This is a genomic window from Photobacterium sp. MCCC 1A19761 (assembly GCF_037389125.1).
Classification (GTDB): domain Bacteria; phylum Pseudomonadota; class Gammaproteobacteria; order Enterobacterales; family Vibrionaceae; genus Photobacterium.
On the sequence record NZ_JAZGTF010000002.1, the window covers coordinates 386,442 to 405,303 of the forward strand.

Sequence of the window (18,862 nt, forward strand, 5' to 3'; positions counted from 1 at the left end):
TACTCGCGGCAAACGCCTAGCAATAGTGATCTTATGTACCAACTCAGCTTCGCCTTTGATGCCTTTCTGGCGCAATACTGGCAAAAACAACCGACCATCATTAAAGGTGGTTTCCAGAACTTCATTGACCCAATCAGCCCGGATGAGCTGGCTGGTTTGGCAATGGAGGAAGAAGTCGATTCCCGCTATATCGCCAGACACGGGGAGGATTGGGATGTCCGTCATGGGCCGCTCAGTTTTGACAACATGCCGGAGGACAACTGGTCTTTCACCGTGCAGGCCGCCAACCACTGGCATGAAGGTGCCGCACGTCTGGTCGCTCCGTTTCGCCAGATGCCCGGCTGGTTGTTTGATGATTTGATGATCAGCTATTCCACCCCGGGTGGCGGCGTCGGCCCGCATATTGATCAGTACGATGTCTTTATCGTCCAGGGCTCGGGCAAACGTCGCTGGCGGGTCGGTCCGAAGAAAGAGGACTACGAGGAGGAATTCCGTCACCCTGCCCTGCGTCATATCAAGAACTTTGATCCGATCATTGATGAGATCCTCGAGCCGGGCGATATCCTTTATATTCCGCCGGGCTTTCCGCATGACGGCTACGCCATCGAGACGGCGATGAGCTTTTCGGTCGGCTTCCGTTCGCCAAAAAAACAGGAGCTGCTGAGCAGTTTTGCTGATTATGTGATTGCCAATGAAATCGGGGATGTGCATTACCACAACCCGGATTTACCGGCCCGGAAAAACTATGGCGCGATCCCGGATGCTGAATTTCGTGATTTGGAAAACATGATGCGCAGCCTGCTGGATCACCCGCAGCTCTTGCGACAGTGGATGGGGGAGCACCTGAGTGCCAGCCGCCACGAGCTGGATGTCATCACGGCCGAGCCACCATGGCAGATCAGCGAGACTTACCAGTTTCTCGAAGATGGGGAAACGATCAACCGCTTGGGCGGCCTGCGGGCTTTCTATTACCCGGAGCATCCGCATATTCTCTACATCAATGGCGAACGGTTTGAGCTGCCGCCGGAGTGCAGCAATGCGGCCACCTATCTGTGCGATCAGGACACCATCAGCCGCGACAGCCTGGGCAAACAGCTCGACCATCCGGCCTTTATGGCGCTCCTCACCCAGCTGATTAATCTAGGGTACTGGTACCCGGCTGAATAACCGCGGACACCCTCAAAACATACGCGACGGCCGCTGCGTTGACTTCACAACGCAGCGGCCGTTCTCGTTTTGCCCGGAGCCCGCCCCTCGGAGACACTCAGCTATACCTTGAACTGTCCGGTCAGAGCCTGCTGGTGAGTCGACAAGCGGGTCAGTCGCTGGCCGATATCTGCCGAGCTTTCGGCCTGATTCAGGATCCCTTCACTCAAATTACGAATATTCACCACATTGCAATTCACTTCGCCTGACACCGCCTGCTGCTCCTGCGCTGCATGCATAATCTGCTCGTTCATCGCCTGAATCGACTTCACGGCATCCGTGATCTGATTCAGGCTTTCGACGGCCTGACTGACCTGCTGCGCGGTTTCTGTCGCCAGAGCACTCCCTTCTTCGATGGCCCCGACTACGTCCTGAGTCCCCCGCTGCAACACATCAATCACAGAGCGGATCTGGCCGACTGAGTCCTGAGTTCGACTGGCCAATTGACGTACTTCATCAGCCACCACCGCAAACCCCCGTCCCTGCTCACCGGCACGCGCCGCTTCAATGGCCGCGTTCAATGCCAGCAAATTCGTTTGCTCTGAAATCGCTGCAATGACTTGCAGGATCTGATTAATGTCTTCGCTGTTACTGGCCAGCGCCCGGGCTGCAGGCACAGCATCCGCCATCCGGGATACCAGTGCGGTCATCGCTTCAGCGGAGCGCTGCACCACCTGTTGGCCCTCTTCGGCAGATATCCCTGCCTGGCTGGCAGCCACCACCGCCGTTTCGGTATGGTGAACCACTTGCTCTGCGGTCTGGGCCATTTCTTCAGCCGCCGTTGCTACCATATCCACTTCTTTAAATTGTGCTTGGCTGCTGTCCCGGCTACTGCTGGCAACCTGGGCCGCTTCGTTAGCGGTGCCACCCACCTCATCGACGGCTTTAACGACCTGACTCATGGTGTGTTGCAGCTTGTCCAGAAAACGGTTGAACCACTGCGCCAGCTCACCAACTTCATCCTGCTGCACAACCTCCAGGCGCTGCGTTAAATCTCCTTCGCCGGAGGCGATATCTTTCAGTCGCTCAGCCACCTGCTTGATTGGGGCCACCAGCCGGACCGCTGAAAACAGCACCACCAACAAACCTACAACCGCAATCATGCCGCTGGCTGCGACCTGAACCCAGGTCGATTCCGCACGCTGCCGGGCGATCGCCGAATCCAGGGTAATCGCTTCAGCCAGCACCTGCTCCGCCGGTAACTGGATCACCACGCCCCACGAGGATTGTGCTAAAGATACCGGGGTGAAGGCTTGCAACCATTGTTGGTCACGACTCCAGCCGACGACAGTCTGCCCCTGCGCCAGCCAGTTTAAGATCGCTTCGGGTAAGCCATCACCGCGATTCAGTTCACTACCCCGCCGATTGCTGGCCTGATCCCACGCGACAATCGTGCCCTGTTCACTGAGCAGAGACACCTTTCCACTACCGCCAAACATGCTCTGGTCAACCTGACTGATCACCGAATGCAGCGTGTCGAGCCGGATATCGATCCCCATGACCCCCACCGCCGCTTCATCGACAATAAGCGGAATGGTAATGGTGCTGACCAACTGCCTTTCTCCCCCATGGGTGGCAAACTTCGGCTCCAGAACGCACGGACTCCGGCGGTCTAAGCTACAGCGATACCAGGGCGCATTCTGCGCAATCAGAGCCTCTTCAGAAAAAACGAACTGGGCCGCATCCTCGCTGCCCGGTTTTGCCCAGAACGAAGCAAACCGTCCTCGCTCATTGGCACCGACATAGGAAGCGCTGTGGTAATTGTTATCTTCGCCATCGAGCGCATCGGGTTCAAACACGGCAAAGGTGCCGTAAATATTAGGAAACTCATTGGCGGCACGACGGAGCAGCTCATTGATCGAGCCGCGCAGCGCCTCGCTGCCGGTAAAATTCTCTTCGGCATTGTATTTGAGAAACAGCACACTCTGCGCCAGCATTTCCGCGCGATAAGAGGCTTCATCCAGATACTGCTGCACGCGGATTGCCTGACGCTCAGCCTGCGCCTGAACGACGCTCTGCGACTTCCCCCGCAACGAGGCAAATGACTGCTCGCTGACCAACTGCTGGCTTTGCGCCGAAAAGTAAAAAGAAAGACTGGTTAACACCAGTACTGTCATCAATAGGCCGACCCCTGCCATCAGGGTAATTTTCCATTGCACCGATAATGACCGCATATCAACAATCCTTGTTTTTTCTGAATACGATGTGTGACTGAAACATGCTGTCGAACAACGTATGAGACGCCGCGACGTTGGTATTTTGACTCCTGGGTTTAATTTGTTGGCAAAGCCCTCAATAGAAAAAAAGCGCGGCTTTTACACCGCGCTTAAAGCCTGTCACAGGCTTGAATTAATGTACGTTTAAACAAGCAACCGCGTGGATGTCACCGCCTTCCAGTTGCGGTTTCTTCTCCGCGCAAGTTGCGGTCGCCTGCGGGCAACGGGTCCGGAACACACACCCGGAAGGCGGGTTCATTGGCGACGGTAGTTCCCCTTCCAGCAACTCGATCACTTTGTTGCGTTCAAGATCTGGGTCCGGAATGGGCACTGCTGACATTAACGCCTTGGTATACGGGTGTTTCGGCTCGGCAAATAATGCTTCACCTTCGCCCATTTCCACCGCGTTCCCCAGATACATCACCAGAACGCGATCTGAAATGTGCTTGACTACAGACAAGTCGTGGGCGATGAAAATCAGGCTCAGTCCCATTTCTTTTTGCAATGATTTCAGCAGATTCACCACCTGCGCCTGGATCGAAACATCCAGCGCCGAAACCGGCTCGTCACAGATAATCAGCTTCGGCTTGAGGATCAGGGCGCGGGCAATCCCGATCCGCTGACACTGGCCACCGGAGAATTCATGCGGATAGCGGTTAATCACGTTCGGCAGCAGGCCGACTTTCGCCATCATCGCCTTGACCTGCTGTTTGATATCATCAACACTCATGTTCGGATAGAAAGCTTTCAGCGGCTCAGCAATGATCTCGCCAACCGTCATCCGCGGGTTCAGCGATGCCAGCGGATCTTGGAAAATCATCTGGATCTCTTTACGCTTTTCACGCAGTGCGTTCCGATCTAGCTTGGTCAGGTCCTGACCCAGCCAAACGACATTGCCGTCTGTGGCTTCAACCAGACCAATCACCGCACGGGCAAAGGTAGACTTACCGCAACCGGACTCACCAACCACGCCCAGGGTCTCGCCTTCATACAAACGGATCCCGACACCATCCACCGCTTTCAGTTTGGTCGGCTTGGTCCACGGCCAGGCCGATTTGGCGGCAATGTCAAAATGAACTTTCAGATCCTGGATCTCTAACAACAGGTTTTTTTGTGCTTCCATTACCACGTCCCCACATCAGAAAAACACGCACGTAAACGACCTTCGGCATAGTCCAGCAACGCCGGCGCTTCCTGCTTACACTGGGGGGTTGCCCGGTGGCAACGCTCCTGGTAAGGACAGCCTGGCGGCAATCGCAGTAGGTTGGGCGGGTTCCCCGGGATCGTCGGCAGAATTTCACCTTCGGTATCCAGGCGAGGAATCGCTTTCAGCAAGCCTTCGGTATACGGGTGTGACGGATGATAGAAAATCTCATTGATCTTGCCGTACTCCATGGTACGACCGGCGTACATCACCAGAACCTTGTCGCAACTCCCGGCAACAACCCCCAGATCGTGGGTGATCATAATGATCGCGGTGTTGAAATCATTTTTCAGTTCGTTAAGCAGCTCCATGATCTGCGCCTGAACGGTCACGTCCAGCGCCGTGGTCGGCTCATCGGCAATCAGCAGTTTCGGACGGCACAACAACGCCATCGCGATCATCACCCGCTGGCGCATCCCGCCGGAAAATTCATGCGGGTACATGGTGATGCGCTTGCGTGCTTCCGGGATTTTGACCGCTTCCAGCATCCGGACACTTTCTTCGAAGGCTTCTGACTTACCCATGCCCTTGTGCAGCATCAGCACTTCCATCAGCTGATCGCTGACTTTCATGTACGGGTTCAGGGAGGTCATCGGATCCTGGAAAATCATCGCGATCTGCTCGGCGCGGATCTTATTCAGCTCCCGCTCCGGCAGGTTCAGAATTTCACGACCCTCAAATTTAGCGCTGCCGCTAATCACGCCGTTTTTGGCCAGCAAGCCCATGATTGAGAAGACAGTCTGGCTTTTCCCAGAACCGGATTCACCAACAATACCCAGGGTTTCTCCCTGCTCCAGAGAGAAGTTCAGATCATTAACCGCGGTGACGATCCCGTCTTGTGTTTTAAATTCTACGCGTAGATCTTTGACATCTAATAAGCTCATAAATACTTCCTTATAACGCTTGTCGCTGGCTGAGCCGGACGACAGCCCAGCCAGGGCAAAACTGATTCTTATCTGTCTTTTGGATCCAGTGCGTCACGCAAACCGTCACCCACATAGTTAAAGCAGAACAAAGTCACGACCATAAATGCTGCAGGGAACATCAACTGCCAGATGGCCACTTCCATCGTTTGAGAGCCTTCTTGCAGAAGTGCACCCCAGCTGGTCATCGGCTCCTGCACCCCAAGGCCCAGGAAGCTAAGGAAGGACTCAGTCAGAATCATTGACGGTACCAGTAGGGTTGAGTACACGGCAACAATACCTAAAACGTTTGGTACAATATGGCGGGTAATGATCCGCCAGCGGCTAACCCCGGACACGTACGCAGCTTCAATAAACTCTTTGCTGCGCAGCGACAGGGTTTGTCCCCGAACAATCCGGGCCATATCCAGCCAGGAAATCGCGCCAATCGCAACGAAGATCAGCATGATATTCCGGCCGAAGAAGGTCACCAGCACGATCACGAAGAACATGAACGGGATGGAGTACAGAATTTCCAGCACCCGCATCATCACACGGTCGGTCCGGCCGCCAATAAAGCCGGAAGTCGCGCCGTATAGCGTCCCGATCACCACGGCAACCAGCGCGCCCAGGATCCCCACCATCAGGGAGATCCGGCCACCAATCAGGGTCCGGGTATACAGATCACGGCCCAGGCTGTCGGTCCCGAAAAAGTGGCCTTCAGGACCAAAGCTTGGCCCCGCATGCATCGCATACCAGTCGGTATCATCAAAAGCATACTGGCTGAACATCGGGCCGAAAATCACAGCCAGGGTGATCAAAAACAGGATCGCCAGGCTCACCATCGCCGCTTTGTTGCGCATAAAACGAATACGGGCATCTTGCCACAGGCTACGGCCTTCAATTTCCAGCTGTTCAGAAAAGTTCTCAACGGCCTCTACATTTTCTTTCTTTGTAAGCATCATGGTGTTGGCCCCCTAGTAACGAATTTTCGGATCAATGTACGCCAGGGCAATATCGACAACCGCGTTGAAGATAATTGTCAGCGTACCGATAAGAATCGTGATACCAAGGACCAGTGAATAATCACGGTTAAAGGCAGCGTTCACGAACAATTTGCCAATACCAGGCAAGCCGAAGATCGTCTCGATAACCACCGAGCCGGTAATGATCCCGACGAAAGCCGGCCCCATATAGGACACGACAGGCAACAGAGCCGGTTTCAGCGCATGCTTGAGAATAATGTAGGTATAGCTCAGCCCCTTGGCACGGGCAGTGCGGATAAAGTTACTGTTGAGCGTTTCAATCATGCTGCCACGGGTGATCCGCGCAAACGTTGCCACGTACAGCAGCGACATCCCGATCATCGGCAGCATCATGTATTGCAGCGAGCCGTCATTCCAGCCGCCCGCCGGCAGCCAGCCGAGGTTAATCGAGAAGATATAAATCAGGACCGGCGCCAGAATAAAGGAGGGCATCACCACCCCGGCCATAGCGGTTGACATGATGGTGTAATCAAGCCAACTATTTTGCTTCAAGGCGGCAATCGTCCCGACGGTGACCCCCATGATTAATGCAAAGATAAATGCAAAGAAACCAATCTTGGCCGATACCGGCAACGCTTCAGCCACCAGCTCATTCACCGTAAAGTCTTTGTATTTGAATGACGGGCCAAAATCGCCGTGGAGAATATTTCCAAGGTAGGTCGTGTATTGCTCAAATACCGGCTTATCCAGGCCGTATTTCGCCTCGATATTTGCCATAACCTCCGGCGGCAACGGGCGGTCGCTGGAGAAAGGGTTGCCTGGCGCGAAACGCATCAAGAAAAACGAGATTGTAATCAGTACCAACAGGGTTGGTATTGCTTCAAAAATCCGTTTTGCGATGAATTTAATCATAAAATTCCACCGTGTCGTTCAGTCTGTGACAGTTAACGTTTGTTCGTAACAAATACGAATAAACAGCACTGCCCCATTCCTGGAGCAGCGCATATTAGATATCTTGCTGTTTATTTGTCAGCAATGATGTAGAGGTCTTTACTGAAGATGTTATCTTCAGGGTTGTGTTCCGGATAGCCACCCAGGTTAGGATTCACCAGACGCGCATTCACGTAGTGATAAATTGGCAGGATTGGCATGTCCTTCGCCAAGAGTGCTTCGGCTTGTTTGTAAGCCTGGGCACGATCGGCATCAGAAGCAGCCGTGAGCGCTTTATCCAACTGGCTGTCGTAAGACGCGCTCGTATAACGTGGGTAGTTCTGAGAGTGGCCGTCACGCATGATTGCCAGGAAGGTTGATGCTTCGTTGTAATCACCACACCAGCCGGCACGGGATACTTCGAAGTTACCCTGACGTTTGCTGTCTAGGTAACTCTTCCACTCTTGGTTTTCCAACACTGCGGTGACACCCAGTTGTTTTTTCCACATCGAGGCGATAGCAACCGCCACTTTCTTGTGGTTTTCACTGGTATTATACAGCAGGTCAAATTTCAACGGGTTGTTCGGGCCGTAACCCGCTTCTTCCAGCAACGCTTTTGCTTTCGCAACACGCTCTTTCTGGGTCAGCTTAGCGTACTCAGGCGTCTCCACTTCCAGGCCGTTTGTTGCCAGCGGCGTGAAGTTATATGCTGGCGTTTCCCCTTTACCCACGATGAACTTGGCAATGACATCACGATCGATTGCGTAAGACAGGGCCTTACGAACTTTCTCGTTATCAAATGGGGCTTTGGTGGTATTGAACTCGTAGTAGTAAGAACACAGGTATGGTGTGACCTTCACGTCTTCCGGATACTCTTTCACCAGACGCTTGAAGTGCTCGTTCGGCATTTCATAAGTCACATCAACCTCACCGGCCAGGAAGCGGTTCATTTCTGCAACCTGGTTCTCGATCGGCAGATAAGTGACCTGGTTCAGCACGGTTTTGTCATTGTCCCAGTACTTGGTGTTACGAGTCAGTACGATACGCTCGTTCACCACCCACTTGTCCAGAACAAATGCGCCGTTACCAACGTAGTTTTCCGGGCTGGTCCACTTGTCACCAAACTTCTCTACTACTTTTTGGTTTACTGGCTTCATGGAAGTGTGCACAGTCATCGCCACAAAGTACGGTACCGGCTTCTCCAGAGAAACTTTCAGCGTGTGCGCATCAACCGCTTCAACACCTAAAGAGTCCGTGCTCTTCTTGCCCGAAATGATATCCACGGCGTTTTTCATCGTGGTCATTTCCAGGTATGACGCATAAGGAGAACCGGTTTTCGGGTCGGCCAGACGCTGCCATGCATAAACAAAGTCAGCTGCTACGACTGGATCGCCGTTTGACCATTTCGCTTCCGGGCGAAGATGGAAGATCCAGGTTTTGTTGTCTTTGGTTTCCCAGGATTTTGCGACACCACCAACCAGGTTACCGTTGCCGTCCTGATTTACCAGGCCTTCCAGCAAGTCACGAATGACGTTGGATTCTGGAACACCAGAGACTTTTTGCGGATCAAGAGATTCAACTTCAGTACCGTTACCGCGAACCATTTCTTGCTTTGCGGCCAGCTTGACACCAGCTGGTACATCGGCTGCCAGAGTGGAAAAAGAGGTGGCAGCAACAGCCATACCCGCGCTTAGCATAAGCGCTTGAGTAATCTTGTTCTTATTCATGCATTAGCTCCAATACATTAATCAATACGTCCATGACGTTCTTCAGTTGGCTGAGTAGTCAGCAGTGTCTGTCCCGTTAATCCTAAACAACACAGAGCGAACCGAAGAATTGGTCAAAACCTTATCAGGCATTGAAGCAATTTGCCACAAATTGATAACAAAAAGCGATATTATCCTCGACAGCAATCCATTACATAGTTATATCCACCACCCTTCAAATACATGCTAGCGCTTTCTGTCATGAAACCGTCTCAATAGAGGGAAATCCGCCAAAGTCGCCAAAAAAACGTAAAATACGAATAAATAATCACAGATATGAATAAATAATCAGCATAAAACACCTGTGAAATTAACATTTCTCAGCACAGTCAATAACACAGTTGTAAAAACATGACCTAAGGACATAAAAAAGCGCCTTTAGTCAGGCGCTTCGGTCAAATTCGGCATTACTTATCTTTACTGCCTAAGTCGAAATTCGGCCGTTGTTGCCGATCCGAGGGTTGATTGTTATCGAGCAAATGATGCTCTCCGTCACTATCAATCGAGACGATATGCATCTCATCTGTATGGAGCTCTTCTAACATTTGCTTAACACGGCGGTTCGATACGCGTCTATGCTTCATGCTCTCCTCCCCTGTCAACATTGTCCAAGGACTCACTCGTCGGGATATCAGCCCCGAATCAACAGCCCTTGTCGCGCGACCTGTAAAGTTGAATTCACAGAATTTACAGAATTTACAGGATGAATGATAACTATGGCACAGAAGCATAATCCTTGCTTGAAGCACGGAATTAATAACGAAAGCGAATAAAAAAAAGGCTGATAGATTAACTTTTCACAAACCCATTTTTTATCATTTTTCAAGTATCTACCGATGCACAATGGCGCTAGTATGAACGTGTTGGAGGATGGATTCAGGTTCGCAGGATGAAGTCAGACTTCAACGTTTCCGTTCCGTTCTATTTGAGAGTTCATAATGAGACCCAGTGGTTGCAACTCGCGTCCAAGCCCTTCCCGTGTTCGCCACGGTTATGTGCCACCGGCACATAAACCCAAACGGTGATCACCGGTGTCATTAAAGCCACAAGCTTTCTACCACCAGCCTAGCCCCATCTCAGGGGCTATTTTATTGCCTGCAATCTGAACCCTTGCCGAAACGACGCTGAACGCCAGCCACAAAAAAGCCCGGCGGGTCAGCCGGGCAAAATAAATAAGACAATGAATGTTGAGTGGAATTACCAGTAAACGCGGGCGCCAATAGCGTACTGGCTTTCACCATCTGCTTTGCTACCAGAAATCGTGGTGTTCGCTGCAGTATTAGAGTAAGCCAGCGTTGTGCCGTCTTTATAACCGTACTCAACATAGATACGAGACCACTTGTTGAAGTGGTAATCGGTGCCGATGTAGATATTCTGGCTGTCGTCGCTCAGACCACCACCAGTTTGCTCCAGGTATTCATAACCTGCGTAAGCCGTCGCATTCTCTGCCCAGCTGAAGGTACCACCCAGGCTGTAGCCATCACTATCAATTGACAGAGCTGAAGTTTGTGATTCAAGCTCAGCATTGTAGTAAGTGAAGCCGATCAGTGCCGGACCGAAAGTATATTCAACTGTACCTTCGTAGTAAGTGTTTTCCAGATCTGCGTTTACATCAGCCTCTTTGGCTGGATTAGTGACTTTGTCCGTACCGACTTTATAAGATTTATCGCGGTTCACACCACCACCAACGTGGAAATTGAAGCCAGCAACACTTGTTGTCACATAAAGCTCAGACAGTTCCTGGTTGGTGTCATCTTCAGCCAAGCCGTAGTTCGCAGCCAGCAGAAAGTTTTCACCTTCAAAAACGTATTTGATCAGTGAGTCATGGCGTGCACCAGAAAGCGTTGCGTAAGGCATCGCTGAACCACCGAAGAAGTAAGAGTAGTCAGCGCCGTAGGTTTCATCCGAAACAATCCACTGGCGACCAAACGAAATCTTACCGAAATCTGTATCTACACCGGCAAAGTGCAGACGGTTTTTCATATTGTACTCGTCCTTCGATTCCTTGAAGGCGATGCCAAACTCAACCTTACCAAATACGTCCACTGTATCAGAAAGCGCATATTGAGCTTGAACACCAGCACGAGAAGAGCCAGCGTTTAGAGTCACGTCTTTGTCTTCGTATTTTTCAACTTGTGTACGCAGTTGACCGTAAAAATCAACCATCGCACCTTCGTCTTTCAGAAGTTCAACGGCACTGGCGGCATTGCTGAAAATAATTGCGGGAATTGCTACTGCTAATAGTGTTTTTTTCATTTTTACTTACCTGTAAATTTCTGTAATTTCGACTCATCCCAAGTCGAGATGAAACATATCAGCAACATAAACCCGCCGCAATACGATATAAAACCACAAAATCAGCATTCAACAGCATCATGAACCACATGCAGACCCGCAAACAATGAATAAAATACCCAAAGATTTATAAATTACGTGCAATTTATGACAATTTATTCATCAAGAACGCATAAACCAGAAACCACCATCGATAACCAAATGGAATACAAGATAACTAAAAATCACAAAAAAATATAAAAAAGACAAAAAACCACCCCTTCAAGGTTATCAATAAACCTAAAAAATGGGTCAATCATGATACGAAATAAATAAGGAATACCGAGCGGGAAATTAAATCAACCTAGTCGTACGACAAAGGAATAGATGTATTTTCAAATAGACAAATGACGCAGGGATTCAGTGTAAAATTCGAACTTAAACCAAGCATTCAAAATAAAACAATGAGCCCAGAGTAAATGCAATAATATAATTCATAATATACCTCATAATTCAGTCCATTCATCTATAAGCTAAGAAGCATTGAGACCAGCGGTCATCAGCGAGAGGCTTGCTCTATCGCCATTTCAGAGGGATCCCCTAAACGACAGATTTCTGACAGTAAATAATCGGGGGGTGAATCCATCCCTCGGTACATCAAAAAACATTGATGTGATGAAGAAAACAGCGGAACTGCAATGAGATAATGATGGTGTTCACGGTTGATTTCCCGTGAGTACATGCAGTGACGAGAGGATAAAAGCAGGGCAACCACCGACTTGTTACCCGATTCTGGCAACAAGTCGGTCAGCTTAGGTCACGAGGACTGCCAACGCTCAGCGGCCGTGGTGTCCGTTTCTCGGGCATCAACCCAGCGAGATTCAGCCGGGGTTTGCTCTTTTTTCCAGAACGGTGCCCGGGTCTTCAGGTAATCCATGATAAATTCACACGCCTGAAATGCAGCGCCGCGATGGGCACTGGTCACACCGACAAAGACAATTTGATCACCCAGCGCCAAATCGCCGACCCGGTGGATCACCCGGGTTTGCAACAACGGCCAACGCGATTGGGCTTGTTCAACAATTTCCGCCAGTGCTTTTTCGGTCATGCCGGGATAATGTTCCAGCGACAGTCCGGTGACGTGATCCCCCTGATTGAAATCACGCACTTTACCGACAAACGTAACGACCGCACCGGCATCGTTGCCCTCAGCCAGCCTGGCGTATTCTTCGGCAACAGAGAAATCTTCAACCTGTACTGAAATCATCATCAGCCTCCGGTCACCGGCGGGAAGAAGGCAACTTCATCACCATCGTTGAGCGCACTGTCGAGAGCACAAATGGTCTGATTCACTGCAACCAGCAATTTTCCCGGCTCCAGTGCCAGTTGCCATTTATCACCACGGGCTGCCAGGTGCGCCCGCAATGCCTCAGCTGTCGTGAATTCAGCGGTAACATCAAGTTGATCAACGCCCACCAGCTCTTTGACCTGAGCAAAGAAAAGTACCTTAATCATGCTTCCACCTTAAAATGTCCGGATTTGCCGCCCGTTTTTTCCAGCAAACGGACCTGGCCAATCACCATATCTTTCTGAACCGCTTTACACATGTCATAAATGGTTAATGCCGCCACAGAGGCAGCCGTCAGCGCTTCCATCTCCACCCCGGTTTTGCCGGCCAGTTTACAGCATGACTCAATCCGGACGGTATTCTCAGCCGGAATAGCTTCTAATTGAACTTCAACTTTCGACAATAGCAACGGATGGCACAGCGGGATCAAATCCCAGGTTTTCTTTGCGGCCTGGATCCCGGCAATCCGCGCGGTTGCGAAGACATCCCCTTTGTGATGTTGGCCCGAGACAATCAATGCCAGCGTCTCTGGCGCCATGTGGACAAATGCTTCAGCCCGCGCTTCACGTACCGTGTCTGCCTTCCCGGATACATCCACCATGTTGGCTTCGCCGGATGCATTAATGTGTGTCAATTGTGTCATTGTTTTTCCTTCAGATGGTCATGCAACCAAGCCCAGCCATTTCAACCCACAGCGAGCCAGCCGCCTTTCTCGAGATGAAGTAAGGCCCGGGGGTGTTAACCACCAATAGATGCAAGGTGAGGTGTCATGCCGGTATTGCCGTCATCCAGAAAATGACTGACCGCTTTTTCCTGCAATCCACGTTGAATCCGATCGATCAGCGCTGCCTCCTGGTGGTCATGGCTCAGCAAATCACGCAGATCGACCCCATGATCGCCAAACAGGCACAGGTGCAGTTTGCCAAGAGCTGAGATCCGCAGCCGGTTACAGCTCTGACAAAAATCTTTCTCATACGGCATAATCAGGCCCACTTCCCCCTGATAGTCTGGGTGGAAGAAAACCTGGGCGGGACCATCATTGTTGGCCCGGGGCTTGAGCAGCCAACCATTGGCAATCAGATGGTTTCGGAAACTCACGCCGGAGACATGGTGGCGCTGAAACAGACTGTCCATTTCACCGGTTTGCATCAGCTCGATAAACCGGAGTTGAATCGGCCGATCTTTAATCCAGTTCAGGAACTGCGGCAGCTGTTGCGAATTGAGGTCTTTGAGCAAAACCGTATTGATCTTGACCTGTTCAAAGCCGGCAGCAAAGGCCGCATCAATGCCATCCATCACCTGGTGGAACAGGTTCTCGCCAGTGATCTGGAAGAACATCTTCGGATCCAAGCTGTCAACACTCACATTCAAATGCGTTAAGCCGGCCTGACGCCACTCCCGGACATGCTTCGCCATGCGGTAACCATTGGTGGTGGTTGCCACTTTGCGGATCCCGGGCTGCTCGGCAACCGTCCGGATGATGTCGGTGAAGTCCCGTCGCAATGACGGCTCTCCCCCGGTGATCCGGACTTTGGTGGTTCCGCAAGCCGCGAACGCGCCAGTCACCCGGCGAATTTCATCCAGGGTTAGAAAAGAAGGTTTTTTTCTCTCTGCCGGCCGATAGCCGTCAGGGAGGCAGTAGGTACATTTGAAATTACAAACGTCCGTCACTGAAAGCCGCAAGTAGTAAAACTTGCGATGGTATTGGTCTTCAAATTGATTCGCCACGAAACACCTTTCCAAATACGGGAGGCCGATGCATTTCTTTATCGACCCTGGTGACATACTGTCACGGCTCACGCCACCTATTGCGTCTTTCACGAGGCAACTTAGTGAATAGAGCTCGGAGTTATGGCTACTTTGTTGTGAGTGCGATAATTCACCCGATCACCAACAACAAAGCGGCATAGTCTTTATAACTTATCAGAGAGTTTGGCCTAATGACAATTCTCTAAAAAAGATGTAGGGCATTCTACCGATCGCCAGAAATCGCGACAATACTACTAAAGAGAAGTTATGCAAATTTTCTTACTGTTTGTGGGGGAATTATGTCCAATATCATCGAATCTGCCACTGTAAACGATATTGCGCTCTACTTGCAGCGCGAAGAAGGGCTTGATGCCCGACATGCTCGTGAAGCCGCGGAAGAAGTTATCGCCGGATTTCATGACATGATGGCCAAAGGCATCATCAAAGGCTGGTACTTCAACGAACAAAGCCACCTGGAGTTACTCCCCAGCGACAGTGCGCTCAAAATTATTGCGAATCAAAAATGATTCGCAATTTGCAACAGCTCAACGGCTGAAGTTTGCAATATGAAAACAAACGCATCTATAAAATGAAGGAATCCGGCTTAAATCAGGCGATCTGACCATCAGATGAAATTCCGGCATCACTATTGCAACGTCTAGCATACCAGACATCAAGAACGACAGCCGGAGCCGATTATGAAACAGTCATTACCACTACTTTTTCAAAAACGCCATGTCCTGCCCGGTGGAAGAATGCCAATCCGCATTGCACCAGGTCCGCAAATGGAAGCATTTAAAGCGGCACTATTGTCCCCTGAAGGCTTTGGCATCTGTATGTTTGACGAAAATGAGCATGGCCACGAATTTTTCCATATCGGCACTCGGGTGACCGTCGAAGACTTCGATACCTCAGCCATTGACGGCTCATTGATTGTGACCGTGTCCGGCCACGAAAACTTTCGTATCCACGCGTTGGAGCAAAGCGAGTCCGGCGCCATCAGCGGTGAGTGTGAACTCATTCCGCAGTGGCCGGAAGTCAAAATCCGCAATGAGCAACGTATTTTAGCTGACAAGCTTAAGCAGATGTTCAAAAAACATCCTGAACTTAATCAGTTAAATCAGAAAAAACAATTTAATAATCTCAGCTGGCTTTGTCAGCGCTGGCTGGAGATTCTGCCGGTGCCTGCCAGCGAAAAACAGATGCTACTCAATACACCAAGCTGCATGGACACCTATGACTACCTGATGAGTATCATGCATAAGCCCCACTAAAACCGGACTGCGCCAACCAGACACTGTCGTTGTGATAACCTTCGCCTTCTGTAATTGCAGAAGGTTTTTTTGCCCTATACCGCGGTAAAGTGTGGGCGTCCTCGCATTTCGTGATACTTGTTGCATCCTCTAACCAGGGGCTTGGCTAGCCGCCCCCAAAATCGCTACACTTGCCGATCCGGAATCTTTACAACGGCCTTTATGGCGATGACACATACGACGACCAATACGAAAATAGTGGCCATTGGCGGCGGACATGGCCTGGGCCGTGTGCTCTCAGCCCTTTCCAGCTATGGCTCCCAGGTGACCGGCATCGTCACCACGACCGATAACGGCGGGTCAACCGGCCGCATTCGCGCCTGTCAGGGCGGTATTGCCTGGGGCGATACCCGAAACTGCATTAACCAGTTAATTACCGAGCCTTCTGTCGGCTCGATGATTTTTGAATACCGTTTTCGCGGTAATGGCGAACTGAACGGCCATAACCTGGGCAACCTGATGCTGACCGCACTGGATAACTTATCGATCCGACCGCTGGATGCCATCACCCTGATCCGCGATATGCTCAAAGTCGACACCCAGATTGTACCGATGTCTGAACATCCGGCCGATCTGACCGCCATGCTGAGAAACGGCGACATCATTTCCGGTGAAACCAGCGTGGATGAACTCAATGAAGTGCCATTGCGGCTCTATGTCGAACCGGCCGTGCCGGCCACCAAGGAAGCGGTTCAGGCCATTGAACAGGCTGACCTCGTCCTGCTGGGGCCCGGTAGTTTCCTGACCAGTGTGATGCCCCCGTTACTGTTGAAGGAAATCAAACAGGCGCTGAAACACTGCCGCGCAAAAATTATCTTTATCACCAACTTGGATAAAGAGAAAGGACCCGCCGGTGCGATGAATCTGGAAACGATGCTGCATTGGTGCGAACGCGCCATGGGGGGAAGAGCCGTCGATGGTGTCCTGACGGATCACCATCGAACGGAATTGGCACCACGTTATCAGCAGATTATCGAAGCGCTGGCTTCAAGTAATCACGAATGGCGCCATGACCGGGAAAAGCTAAAAGAGGCGATTGATAAGCTCATCATTGCTGGCTAACTGCTTATATTCCAGCGCCATGCCCTGCACCATCAGCCTGAATTCAGGCAGGTGGTCATGCATCCAGTCCGCCTGTCCTTGCTTCATCCGGGATTCACATTCCTGAGCCATTTCCGCCAGATCATCGGCACCAAAACTCGCCGCGCTACTTTTGATCGCGTGGCTGATCTCCCTGACCTGACTCACAGAAGGCTGATCGGAAAGCTGCCTCAGATACTGTTCTAACTCATCACTGAACACTTTAAGCAACAGTGAAACGGTATCCTGACCAACTTCTTCAGCTAAGCGCTTGATGGTTGATGCGTTAATACTTGTTGTCATTTATTTCGTCTCCCTGTTACTACCAGCCCCATCCTGCCAGGTCTGCAGTTTTCGATAAATCGTTGATGGACTTACTTCCAGTAAGCCCGCAGCTCGCGGAATGTTTCCATCACACGCATCAATTGCCGCTTGAATCGCGCGTTTTTCAACAACCCACAACGGTTCTACTTCCGCGCGATCCGGGAGCCGCTGAAATGCAGTTTCTGCTCGGGTCTCGGCGCCAGCATAGCCTTCAGGTTGCGTATTCCAACCAGAGGCCGGGTGCAACTCGGTAGGTTGTTGTGTTAAATATGCAAATTCAGCGCCAGTTCCCGAGTAGATCGGCGGTGGCACCATCTGTAAGGTCACTTCTTCACCGGAATTGAGTACCACGATATTGCGGATCACGTTCTGCAACTCGCGGACATTCCCCGGCCAGGCGTAACGCTGAAACAAATCAATCACTTCTGCGGAGAAGCGGGAGAACTGCTTATGCTCTTCAACTGACATTAAAGCCAGCAGCGCATGGGCAATTTCGATCACATCCTCGCCACGCTCACGCAACGGCGGCAAGGTGACCGGAATCACATGTAGCCGGTAATACAAATCTTCCCGGAACCGCCCTTCCTGAACTTCCACCCAGGGATTACGGTTGGTTGCACAGACAAACCGGACATCAACCTTGCTGGTTTTAGACGAGCCGACTTTCTGATACGTACCGGTTTGTATAAAGCGAAGCAATTTGCTTTGCAAATCCAAATCCATCTCACAAAGCTCATCCAAAAAGAGCGTCCCGAGATTCGCCAGCTCAACAGCGCCCTTACGCTCCGTCGACGCGCCGGTGAACGCACCTTTCACATGTCCGAACAATTCGCTTTCGATTAACTCTTTCGGGATGGCCGCACAGTTGAGCGCCACAAAAGGCTGACTGCTCCTCGGGCTCGCCGCATGAACCGCTTCAGCGCAGACTTCTTTCCCGGTCCCGCTTTCACCGGTAATAAACACGGTCGCCTTACTGGACGCCGCCGACTCAATCACCCGGTATACCGCCTGCATCGGCAGGCTGTTGCCGATAAAGCCTTGGTATTGCGCACTCCCCTGCCCCGGTTGCGCCGTATCCGTCGCATCGGATTCCCCAGCTCGCAAAGCGTTATTCACGGTGATCCGCAAGCGGTCCGCTTCACAAGGCTTGATCAGAAAATCCTGCGCCCCGTGCCGCATCGCCTCTACCGCAACATCAATCGAGCCATGCGCGGTCATGATCACAACCGGAATGTTACCGTAATCGCGACGCACGGACTCCAGAACCGCCATCCCGGTCATATCCGGCAAACGCAAATCAAGCAGGATCAAATCCGGCGTCTCAGCTTTCATCGCGTTGAGGGCTTCCGCCCCGGTCCCGACAATGTTGACCGACAAACCAAGAGGATTCAGGTAAGATTTGTACAAGGCCGCAACTGACGCGGTATCTTCGACCATTAAGACGTGTCGCTGTGTAGACTTGCTCTCCATTGCCCCTCCAACCCCTATTCCCTAAAGCAATTGTAATCAATAGGGAAAAAACGTGTTATTACAAATGCCAGTTTTTCTATTTTGCCACAGTGAA

Annotated in this window: 18 protein-coding genes and 1 riboswitch; of the genes, 4 read left to right on the plus strand and 14 right to left on the minus strand. The window is 51.3% G+C overall.

The genetic code is table 11. The features are described from left to right. Positions 1-33 precede the first annotated feature (33 nt). Positions 34-1,167, plus strand: coding sequence for a ribosomal protein uL16 3-hydroxylase (locus tag VV869_RS04400; RefSeq protein WP_337733760.1), 1,134 nt, complete (start codon positions 34-36; stop codon positions 1,165-1,167). Positions 1,168-1,268: 101 nt separating this feature from the next. Here the strand turns inward: VV869_RS04400 and VV869_RS04405 are convergent, their stop codons facing one another. From VV869_RS04405 to moaA, 12 genes are all read right to left on the minus strand, one after another. Further along, a complete protein-coding gene (locus tag VV869_RS04405; protein WP_337733761.1) occupies positions 1,269-3,380 on the minus strand; it encodes a methyl-accepting chemotaxis protein in 2,112 nt (703 codons plus the stop codon). Between the two features lie 175 nt (positions 3,381-3,555). Next, complete coding sequence (oppF, locus tag VV869_RS04410; RefSeq protein ID WP_337733762.1) at positions 3,556-4,545, minus strand: murein tripeptide/oligopeptide ABC transporter ATP binding protein OppF; 990 nt, start codon at positions 4,543-4,545, stop codon at positions 3,556-3,558. Next, on the minus strand, positions 4,545-5,510 hold the full coding sequence (locus tag VV869_RS04415; protein WP_337733763.1) for an ABC transporter ATP-binding protein: 966 nt from the start codon (positions 5,508-5,510) through the stop codon (positions 4,545-4,547). Before VV869_RS04415 ends, oppF begins: the two co-directional genes overlap by 1 nt. Positions 5,511-5,578: 68 nt before the next feature. Further along, entirely contained in the window at positions 5,579-6,490 is a 912-nt protein-coding gene (gene oppC, locus VV869_RS04420; protein ID WP_337733890.1) for an oligopeptide ABC transporter permease OppC, read from the minus strand. 15 nt (positions 6,491-6,505) lie between these two features. Continuing rightward, a complete protein-coding gene (gene oppB, locus VV869_RS04425; RefSeq protein ID WP_337733764.1) occupies positions 6,506-7,426 on the minus strand; it encodes an oligopeptide ABC transporter permease OppB in 921 nt (306 codons plus the stop codon). A gap of 110 nt (positions 7,427-7,536) precedes the next feature. Further along, complete coding sequence (locus tag VV869_RS04430) at positions 7,537-9,171, minus strand: ABC transporter substrate-binding protein (RefSeq protein WP_337733765.1); 1,635 nt, start codon at positions 9,169-9,171, stop codon at positions 7,537-7,539. A gap of 446 nt (positions 9,172-9,617) precedes the next feature. After that, positions 9,618-9,794 (minus strand): hypothetical protein, encoded by a 177-nt coding sequence (locus tag VV869_RS04435; protein WP_337733766.1) that lies wholly within the window; start codon positions 9,792-9,794, stop codon positions 9,618-9,620. A gap of 613 nt (positions 9,795-10,407) precedes the next feature. After that, positions 10,408-11,466: a porin gene (locus VV869_RS04440; protein ID WP_337733767.1), complete on the minus strand. Its 1,059-nt coding sequence runs from the start codon at positions 11,464-11,466 to the stop codon at positions 10,408-10,410. Positions 11,467-12,301: 835 nt separating this feature from the next. Further along, positions 12,302-12,751: a molybdopterin synthase catalytic subunit MoaE gene (gene moaE, locus VV869_RS04445; protein ID WP_337733891.1), complete on the minus strand. Its 450-nt coding sequence runs from the start codon at positions 12,749-12,751 to the stop codon at positions 12,302-12,304. A gap of 2 nt (positions 12,752-12,753) precedes the next feature. Continuing rightward, a complete protein-coding gene (gene moaD / locus VV869_RS04450) occupies positions 12,754-12,999 on the minus strand; it encodes a molybdopterin synthase sulfur carrier subunit (protein WP_337733768.1) in 246 nt (81 codons plus the stop codon). Further along, a complete protein-coding gene (gene moaC / locus VV869_RS04455; RefSeq protein ID WP_337733769.1) occupies positions 12,996-13,475 on the minus strand; it encodes a cyclic pyranopterin monophosphate synthase MoaC in 480 nt (159 codons plus the stop codon). The genes moaD and moaC overlap by 4 nt, the downstream gene beginning before the upstream one ends. A 95-nt stretch (positions 13,476-13,570) precedes the next feature. Further along, positions 13,571-14,560, minus strand: coding sequence for a GTP 3',8-cyclase MoaA (gene moaA, locus VV869_RS04460; RefSeq protein ID WP_337733770.1), 990 nt, complete (start codon positions 14,558-14,560; stop codon positions 13,571-13,573). After that, positions 14,549-14,693: riboswitch (molybdenum cofactor riboswitch) on the minus strand. It overlaps the preceding gene by 12 nt. Positions 14,694-14,880: 187 nt before the next feature. Between moaA and VV869_RS04465 the strand changes: the two genes are divergently transcribed. The 3 genes from VV869_RS04465 (at position 14,881) to yvcK (ending at position 16,956) form a co-directional block, all read left to right on the plus strand. Next, complete coding sequence (locus tag VV869_RS04465; RefSeq protein WP_337733771.1) at positions 14,881-15,108, plus strand: hypothetical protein; 228 nt, start codon at positions 14,881-14,883, stop codon at positions 15,106-15,108. Between the two features lie 171 nt (positions 15,109-15,279). Continuing rightward, positions 15,280-15,855 carry an LON peptidase substrate-binding domain-containing protein gene (locus VV869_RS04470; RefSeq protein ID WP_337733772.1) on the plus strand — a complete coding sequence of 192 codons (576 nt, stop codon included), beginning with the start codon at positions 15,280-15,282 and terminating at the stop codon, positions 15,853-15,855. 207 nt (positions 15,856-16,062) lie between these two features. Beyond that, positions 16,063-16,956, plus strand: coding sequence for a uridine diphosphate-N-acetylglucosamine-binding protein YvcK (yvcK, locus tag VV869_RS04475; protein ID WP_337733773.1), 894 nt, complete (start codon positions 16,063-16,065; stop codon positions 16,954-16,956). Here the strand turns inward: yvcK and VV869_RS04480 are convergent. Together VV869_RS04480 and luxO are read right to left on the minus strand one after the other, a co-directional pair. Continuing rightward, positions 16,918-17,277 (minus strand): Hpt domain-containing protein, encoded by a 360-nt coding sequence (locus tag VV869_RS04480; protein ID WP_337733774.1) that lies wholly within the window; start codon positions 17,275-17,277, stop codon positions 16,918-16,920. The genes yvcK and VV869_RS04480 overlap by 39 nt on opposite strands. Next, positions 17,278-18,768: a quorum-sensing sigma-54 dependent transcriptional regulator LuxO gene (gene luxO / locus VV869_RS04485; protein WP_337733775.1), complete on the minus strand. Its 1,491-nt coding sequence runs from the start codon at positions 18,766-18,768 to the stop codon at positions 17,278-17,280. Positions 18,769-18,862 lie beyond the last annotated feature (94 nt).